4 protein-coding genes are annotated in these 7,231 nt (G+C 60.2%); 2 read left to right on the top strand and 2 right to left on the bottom strand.

What is annotated here, in order from left to right; all coding sequences use genetic code 11:
- Positions 1–310: 310 nt before the first annotated feature.
- The gene (locus BX591_RS28545) at positions 311–1,507 is read right to left on the bottom strand and encodes a M20 aminoacylase family protein (protein WP_111934672.1); all 1,197 of its coding nucleotides are present in this window, start codon (positions 1,505–1,507) and stop codon (positions 311–313) included.
- 179 nt (positions 1,508–1,686) lie between these two features.
- Here BX591_RS28545 and BX591_RS28540 point away from each other — a divergent pair, with 179 nt between their 5' ends.
- Together BX591_RS28540 and BX591_RS28535 are read left to right on the top strand one after the other, a co-directional pair.
- Positions 1,687–3,765, top strand: coding sequence for a molybdopterin-containing oxidoreductase family protein (locus BX591_RS28540; protein WP_111934671.1), 2,079 nt, complete (start codon positions 1,687–1,689; stop codon positions 3,763–3,765).
- A 146-nt stretch (positions 3,766–3,911) separates the two neighbouring features.
- The gene (locus BX591_RS28535; RefSeq protein WP_111934670.1) at positions 3,912–5,585 is read left to right on the top strand and encodes a long-chain fatty acid--CoA ligase; all 1,674 of its coding nucleotides are present in this window, start codon (positions 3,912–3,914) and stop codon (positions 5,583–5,585) included.
- A 258-nt stretch (positions 5,586–5,843) separates the two neighbouring features.
- Here BX591_RS28535 and BX591_RS28530 read toward each other — a convergent pair whose 3' ends face one another.
- A complete protein-coding gene (locus tag BX591_RS28530; protein ID WP_111934669.1) occupies positions 5,844–7,031 on the bottom strand; it encodes a porin in 1,188 nt (395 codons plus the stop codon).
- Positions 7,032–7,231 lie beyond the last annotated feature (200 nt).

Raw genomic sequence — 7,231 nt, 5'->3', positions numbered from 1 at the left:
GACCGTGAAACGACTCCACGCCGATGATAGTGCGGATTGCCCGTGTGAAAGTAGGTAATCGTCAGGCTCCCATGCAGAAAACAGAAACCCCACCCGAAAAGGTGGGGTTTCTGTCGTTTACGCCCCAGAAATACGTGAGCACGCACCATTGGTCCGTCTCGCAATCTCAGATAGAGGCCCCCGCGCACCGCACGTTCTCGCATACCGTTTGCCCGAGCGACTGCCAAACTAGAGAGCACCAAGCTCAAAGAAGGCAAACCGGAAAGGCGACAAGCATAACTCACCGCCTCAAGCCCCCTTATCAAATGTCCTATCGCGCCTCGGCCAAAAATCGCTGCGCCAATTTCACCCAATAAGTCGAGCCGATTGGCAGCAACTCGTCGTTGAAATCATAGCTCGCGTTATGCAGCATGCACGGACCCGCACCGTGGCCCGAATCCCTGTGGCCGCCATCGCCGTTGCCTAAAAAAGCGTAACAGCCCGGCTTTGCCAGCAACATGAAGGAAAAGTCCTCGGCGCCCATCGTCGGTTCGACCGAGTCGTCGACGTTTTCCTCGCCCACAATCTCCTTCATGACCGACGCTGCAAAGCGAGCCTCTTCGCTGCTGTTGATAGTCGGTGGGTAGTTTCGGTGAAAGTGCACATTCACGGAGCAATCGTAAGCATCGGCGGTACTCGCTGCGATCTTGCGCAAGCGTGCTTCGATCAGATCAAGCGTTTCGGTGCTAAAAGTACGAACGGTGCCTGCAAGCCACGCATCATTTGGGACGACATTCATCGCGTCGCCGGCGTGAATCTGCGTGATTGACAATACGGCAGTATCAAGCGGTTTCTTGTTGCGTGTGATGATGCCCTGCAGTCCATTCGCAATCTGCACGGCGGTAAAAACCGGATCACGCCCGTTATGCGGCAACGCCGCGTGCGAGCCGATACCTTTGATCTCGATACGAAATTCGTTGCTCGACGCCATGATCGGACCTTCGGTTACGCCAAAATGGCCAGCCGGCATGCCCGGCCAATTGTGGATACCGAACACTGCATCGACTGGAAACTTGACGAACAGGCCGTCGTCGATCATGGCCTGCGCACCGGCGCCACCTTCCTCGGCCGGCTGGAAGATGAAGACGACCATGCCATCGAATTCACCATGTTTCACGAGGTGCCGCGCCGCGCCGAGCAGCATCGCGGTATGCCCATCGTGGCCGCATGCATGCATCTTTCCATCGTTTTTTGACCGATGTTCGAAGCTGTTCAGCTCCTGAATGGGTAACGCGTCCATATCGGCTCGAAGCCCGATAGCGCGCGAACTGGTGCCTCGTTTAAGCACGCCGACCACGCCAGTCTTGCCCAGTCCTCGGTGCGTTTCAATGCCCCAGGACTCAAGGGCTTGGGCGACCAGATCTGCTGTCGCCGTCTCCTCATAGCGCAATTCCGGGTGAGCGTGGATGGTTCGTCGAAGGGTCTGGATTTCGCCGTGGGCGGCTTGGATTTCGGGGATCAGTTTCATGATGGAGTGATGTTGCGCTTGTGCTTTGACTTGCGTGGGATCGCTCGGGGTCACGTGACCCGGGCACGGTGATAAACGATTCTACGCCGAAGGCATTTTTGGCGGCACCAAGCAGGTCAACCGCTAACGGACGTAATAAAATCCGGCATCGCCTCACCGCTATCCTCGACGGATCGACCATGAATGCTCCGACTGAATTCGCCCGTGCCGTGTGTCCCCACGATTGCCCGGACACCTGCGCGATGCGCGTCTCCGTCGAAGACGGCCGGGCGATCAAGGTGGTCGGCGATCCCGATCATCCGCCCACGCAAGGCGCGTTGTGTACCAAAGTTAGTCGCTATGCGGAGCGCGTGCATCATCCGCGTCGTCTGACTACGCCAATGAAGCGCGTCGGCCGCAAAGGCGAGGGCCGTTTTGAGCCGATCAGTTGGGATGAGGCGCTCGAACTCGCCGCAGCCCGCCTGTCCGAGATTGCCCGCCGCGCGCCGGAAGCGATTTTGCCGTACAGCTACGCCGGCACGATGGGTCTGATTCAAGGCGACAGCATTGCCCAACGGTTCTTCCACAAACTCGGCGCGTCGCAGCTGGACCGTACGATCTGCGCCGCGGCTGGCGCAGCCGGGCTGAAATATACCTACGGCGCGAGCGTCGGCATGCTGACGGAATTCTTCGCCGAGAGCGAAATTATCCTGATCTGGGGCTCCAACCCGATCGCTTCGAACCTGCATTTCTGGACGCGCGCCCAGGAGGCCAAGCGTCGGGGCGCCCGTTTGATCGCGATCGACCCCTATCGCTCGCTGACCGCCGAAAAATGCCACCAGCACATTGCGCTGAAGCCCGGCACCGACGGCGCGCTGGCGCTCGGCATGATGAACGTGTTGATCGCGGAGAACCTGCTCGATCATGCGTACATCGCCGAACATACGATGGGTTTCGCTGAACTGAAGGTGCGCGCGCTGACCTATCCGCCATCGCGCGTCGCGGAGATTTGCGGTATCGACGAGCATGTGATCGTCGATCTTGCCCGACTCTACGGCAGTACGAAGAAGGCCGCGATCCGGATGAACTACGGGCTGCAGCGGGTGCGCGGCGGTGGCAATGCCGTGCGCGCGATTGCCAGTCTGCCGTCGCTAACCGGCGCATGGCGCGAGCGCGCGGGCGGTGCGCTGCTGTCGTCGGGCGGCTGGGCGCCGGTCGACTCGCATGCGCTGCAACGTCCTGATCTGATGCCGGGTTGGCCCGCCAAGCCGAGCCGCGTCATCAACATGAACGCAATCGGCGACGCATTGCTGCATCGTGGCGACGTTGCTTTCGGTCCGAAGGTCGAAGCCATCATCGTTTACAACTCGAATCCGGTGGCCGTCGCACCGGATTCGGAGCGCGTTGCGGCGGGTTTTGCACGCGACGATCTGCTCACGATCGTGTTGGAGCATTTCCAGACCGACACTGCGGACTACGCCGATCTGCTGTTGCCGGCCACGACGCAACTCGAGCACCTCGACGTGCATAAGTCGTACGGCCACACGCACGTGATGGTCAACTTGCCGGCGATCGCACCGGTTGGCGACGCGAGGCCGAACACGGAGATTTTCCGTGGCTTCGCGCGGCATATGGGCCTCGACGAGCCCGCGCTGTTCGAGAGCGACGAAACCATCGCGCGAGCTGCGTTCCGCTGGCAAGACAAAACGCTCGAGGGCGTGAGCTGGGAAACGCTTAAGCAGGCCGGCTGGGCGAAGCTGAATTTGCCCGACGCGCCTTTCGCCGAGGGTGGTTTCCGCACGCCGTCGGGCAAGTGCGAGTTTTACAGCGAGCGCCTCGCACAGCAGGGACTTGACCCGCTGCCGGATTATCTGCCTCCCTACGAATCCGCCGACGGCGCGCCGGAGCTCGCAGCCCGCTACCCGCTGGCGATGATTTCGCCGCCCGCGCGCAATTTCCTGAACAGCACGTTCGTCAATATCGAGAGTCTGCGTTCGACCGAGGGCGAGCCGCATCTGGACATACACCCTGCGGATGCGCAGTCGCGCGATATCGTCGACGGTGCGCAGGTGCGCATCTTCAACGATCGCGGCTCGATGCAGGCGCGCGCTCGCGTCACGGACAAAGCGCGCGCGGGACTTGTCGTCGGCCTGTCGATCTGGTGGAAAAAACTCGCACCGGACGGCCGTAATGCCAACCAGGTCACCAGCCAGGCGCTCACCGATCTGGGCGGATCGGCCACGTTCTACGATTGCCTCGTCGAAGTCGAGCGCGTCTGACACCCGCTCGAACATCCCGTCGCTGCTGGCCGAAACAGGTTCGAGGCCGCAGTCTAACCCCAGCGCTTTTCGCGAATAGCACAGAGGTGCCCATGCTACGATGCGTTTTTAGCACGACCATTCGAAAATAAAGGAGGAGACGCTGCATGGACAAAATCTGGCTGAAATCCTATCCGCCCGGCGTTCCCGCAGAGATCGACCCGACCCGCTATTCGTCGGTCGCCGACCTGCTCGAAGAAGCCTTCCGCGACCATCGCGCCAAACCGGCGTTCGTCTGCATGGGCAAGCAGATCAGTTACGGCGAGCTCGACACGCTCTCGCGCAAACTGGCTGCGTGGTTTCAGTCGAAGGGTCTCGCGCGCGGCTCGCGCATCGCGATCATGATGCCGAACGTGCTGCAATATCCGGTGGCGATTGCCGCCGTCTTGCGCGCCGGTTACGTGGTCGTGAACGTGAACCCGCTTTACACACCGCGCGAGCTCGAGCATCAGCTCAAGGACAGCGGCGCTGAAGCGATCATTCTGCTCGAGAATTTCGCGGTGACGCTGCAGGCTATCGTGGGTAATACCGCGGTCAAGCACATTGTCGTTGCGGCGATGGGCGACTTGATGGGCATCAAAGGCTCGCTGGTCAACTTCGTCGTGCGCCGGGTCAAGAAGATGGTGCCGGCCTGGAGCCTGCCGGGCCACGTCAAGTTCAACACGGCGATCGCCGAAGGTGGCCGGCAAAGCTTCAAGCCGGTTCAGCAAGGCCCGGACGACGTCGCATTTCTCCAGTACACCGGCGGCACGACCGGCGTGGCCAAGGGCGCGACGCTGCTGCACCGGAATCTGATCGCCAACGTGCTGCAATCGGAGATCTGGCTCGAGCCGGTTCGCGCCGGCCGCACGGATATCGACCAGTTCATCACCGTCGTGGCGCTGCCGCTTTATCACGTGTTCGCGCTGACCGTTTGCGGACTGCTGACAATCCGTACCGGCGGCCTCGGCGTGCTGATTCCGAATCCGCGCGATATCCCCGGCATGATCAAGGCGCTGCAGGGCTACCAGATCAATACGATTCCGGCGGTCAACACGCTCTATAACGCGATGCTGAACAGCCCGGATTTTCATAAGCTCGATTTCTCGAAACTGCTCGCGGCGAACGGCGGCGGTATGGCGGTGCAGGAGGCGGTAGCCAAGCGCTGGTACGAGCACACGCACACGCCGATTATCGAAGGCTACGGCTTGTCGGAAACGTCGCCATGCGTGACCTGCAATCCGGTGAGCGTGACGGAATACAGTGGGACGATCGGCTTGCCGCTGCCGTCGACCGAAATTTCGATTCGCGACGACGAAGGCCACGAAGTGCCGCTCGGCCAACCGGGAGAAATCTGCATCCGTGGGCCGCAGGTGATGGCCGGTTACTGGAACCGGCCGGACGAAACGGCGAAGGTCATGACACCGGACGGCTTCTTCAAATCCGGCGACGTGGGTTTCATGAACGAAGGCGGCTTCGTCAAGATCGTGGACCGCAAGAAGGACATGATTCTCGTGTCCGGCTTCAACGTCTATCCGAACGAGATCGAAGATGTGGTCGCGAAACTGCCGGGTGTGTTTGAAGTCGCGGCGGTCGGTGTCCCCGACCAGCATTCGGGCGAAGCGGTGAAACTGTTTGTCGTGAAGAAAGATCAGGCACTCACCGATGCGGACATTTTCGCGTACTGCAAGACGCAGTTGACCGGCTATAAGCGACCGAAGATCGTCGAGTTCCGCACGGAACTGCCGAAGAGCAACGTCGGCAAGATTTTGCGCCGTGAGTTGCGCGACGGCCGGGCATAAGCGGCAAGCAACAAGCGAACGGCGGGCACAAGCGGACGCGCGCGCAACGCGAATCGAAGCAAGGCTTGCCCGCCAGAGCCAGGTAATAAAGCAAGAGACAGAAAGGCCCGGCAGACGAAATTCTGTCGGGCTTTTTTTTCGTCAAACCGTCTGCCCCGGAACGGACAGTCCCAAACGTGACCTGTTGCAGCGCACGTCCTCGCCATAAAAAAAGGCGCCCGAAGGCGCCTTTGAGGCAGACTGCTTTGTTACGACTTATTAGAACTTGTGACGGATGCCGATGCGAGCCGTGAGCTGGTTCTGGTTCGACGAAGGCGTCAGGCCGTTGATGGCAGCCGTTGCAGTGACCGTTTGGCCCGCTGCATTCAGCGTGTCGCCCACAGCGTGTTGGTACACACCCGTCACGTACACGTCCGTACGCTTCGACAGGAAGTAGTCCACGCCGATCGCGCCTTGGTGGTATTGAGCGCGCGATGCGCCACCGATTTCCACGCCGCGCGTGTAGTCGTATGCAGCGCCGATCAGCAACGCCGGGGTCAACTGATACTTGAAGTTGAGTTCCGCGTTGTTGAGCGTAGCCGATTGGCCCTTGTAAGCCGCCAGAGCCGGCGCCGTGAACGACGAAGCCAGGTTGCCGAAGCGGATGTTCGAGTACGTTGCGCCGATCGTTGCTGCCCCGAACGTGTATGCGCCGCCCGCACCGATGACTTGGTACGTGTTAGCCGATGCGAAGCCAGCGTAAACCGGCGACTGGGCGCCGATGTTTTGCGCTGCGGTCTGCGTCGTGCCGCTGTCGTTGAACAGGCCACCCGAAGCCGACGGGGTGCGTGCGTTCAAGTAACCAACGCCCAAAACGAGAGGACCGTTGTTGTAGCCAGCGCCCAACGACCAGATCTGGTTCGACGTAACGTTGCCTGCAACACCGCCGAAGCTGTACGTGCCGCCGAACGTCAGGCCGCCGTAGTTTGCGCTCGTGTACTTGACCGTGTTGTTGGTGCGGTACGCGTTGTTGAAGTTGTCGAGGTCGCCCGGGTGAGCAGCGATGTAGCCGCCCCACTGGTCGCCGACTTCCAGCGGACCGACGTAGTCGACCACGGAGTCGTACTGACGACCCAACGTGACCGTGCCGAACTGGCTCGACAGGCCAACGTAAGCTTGACGACCGAACATCAGGCCGCCTTGACCCAGCTTGCCGCTGTTCACGTCAAAGCCGTTTTCCAACACGAAGATTGCCTTCAGACCGCCGCCCAGATCTTCCGTGCCGCGCAGGCCGAAACGCGAGCCTTGCAGAACGCCGCTGGACAGGTTGTACAGGTGCTTGCCACCCGCGTTGGTGTTGATGTTGAAGCCTTCATCAATAATGCCGTACAGGGTCACGCTGCTCTGCGCATGTGCGACGCCTGCGAATGCGCCCAGTGCTGCGAGAGCGAGAAGCGACTTTTTCATCGAATGATCTCCAAGGATTACGAATCTTTTGTACAAGGCGAATATTTGTCTAGCGTTGAGGCCTTGCTTGTCCAACTTCGCGAGAAGTTGCACGTAATGTAACAAAAGGCATACATGGCACAAAGAAAAACGAGACGGCTTGGAACGCTCCTGTTTCGTTTACGCAACATGGTCTAAAATCAGGAATTGGCCGTCGAAAT

The organism is Paraburkholderia bryophila (assembly GCF_003269035.1).
Classification (GTDB): Bacteria; Pseudomonadota; Gammaproteobacteria; order Burkholderiales; family Burkholderiaceae; genus Paraburkholderia; species Paraburkholderia bryophila.
This window is presented reverse-complemented; position numbering and strand designations above follow the sequence as displayed.